The organism is Actinoplanes sp. 13, assembly GCF_056134165.1.
The window spans coordinates 1-1,349 of record NZ_JBVYOQ010000070.1; the positions used below are offsets into that span (position 1 = coordinate 1).

1 pseudogene is annotated in these 1,349 nt (G+C 66.7%); it reads right to left on the reverse strand.

From position 1 onward, the window contains the following. A pseudogene (locus AC0NH5_RS42965) lies at positions 1 to 1,300 on the reverse strand (IS701 family transposase); the annotation flags it as partial. Positions 1,301 to 1,349: the final 49 nt, after the last annotated feature.

Genomic DNA, 1,349 nt, shown 5'->3' on the forward strand with positions numbered 1-1,349 from the left:
TACTACAACAGCGTTTCGTAGTGCTGGTTGCGTCTTCGCTGGTAGTGGCTTTGTTTGGCGCGGGCTTGGTAGCGGCGGCGTCGGTGTGACCAGGCGGCGATGCGGTCGAAGGAGACGGTGACGCCGTGGATTACGTGTGCCAGGAGACGGCGGATCTCGCCTGGGCTGAGGGCGACCAGGTCGCTGCTGCTTTTGGGTCGATGGCAGCGGTGACGGCGAGGTAGGCGTGAGCAAGCATGGCCAGGGTGATGTGCCGGTACCAGGCCTGGTACCGGCGGACCTGGTAGTGGTCGAGTCCGGTCTCGGTCTTGGCCTGCTGGAAGCACTCCTCGATGGCCCAGCGGGTGCCCGCGATCCGGACGAGCATGTCGATACTGGTGCCTGCAGGGCCGGCGCACAGGTAGAAAGCCAGGTCGGCGGGTTCGGCGATGCTGCGCCGGATCAGGACCCACCTGTCGCGGCTGGGATCGTCGCTGGAGCCGGGCAGGCCGGCCAAAGCCCAGTCGTAGAGCCGTGGTCCCTTGGCTCCGTCGCCGGCGGACAAGCGCTTCCACGCCGCTGCGGGTGCCTGCTCGGCAAGACCGTCGACCCGTCCGGCGCCTGCCCCAGCCTGCTGGCTGCGTGGTACCGCCACCACGTAGCCGACCCGGCGCTGATCGCAGAACGCCCGGAACTTCGAGTCCTGGCCGTAAGCCTCATCTGCGGTCACCCATCGGGCGGGCATGCTGGCGTCGAGGGCCCGGCTGAGCATGGCCTGCGCCAGCTGCGGTTTGGTCGCGAACGATACCTCGGTGGGCACGCCAGCGTCCTCACGGCGCTGCTGATCGCCGATCCACGCCTTCGGTAGATACAACTCCCGATCGATCAACGCCCGGCCCGCCGGGCTCGCATACGCCAGGAACACCCCGAGCTGGCAATTCTCGACCCGACCGGCCGTGCCGGAGTACTGCCGCTGCACCCCGGCCGACCGTGCGCCCTTCTTGATGAACCCGGTCTCATCCACCGCCAGCACACCATCGCGATGACCAAGATGCTCGGCCACATAAGCACGCAGGTCGTCGCGTACTTCGTCGGCATCCCAGCGCGCCTTGTTCAGTAACCGCTGCATCCGGTCAGGGGTCGTGTCACCCGCAGCTTCGGCCAGCTGCCAGCCGTTCTTGCGTTCGACCGGCGCCAGCAACCCGGTCAGATAAACCCTGGCCTGCCGCCGCGGCTCTGCCCGACCGAACCGGCCAGCAACCCGCGCGAACAGCGCATCCAGGCCCGCAACCCACACATCCAAATCCGCACGAGTGACCACACCAGACACTCGCAGAATGCTACACAACGAAACGCTGTTGTAGTATTAG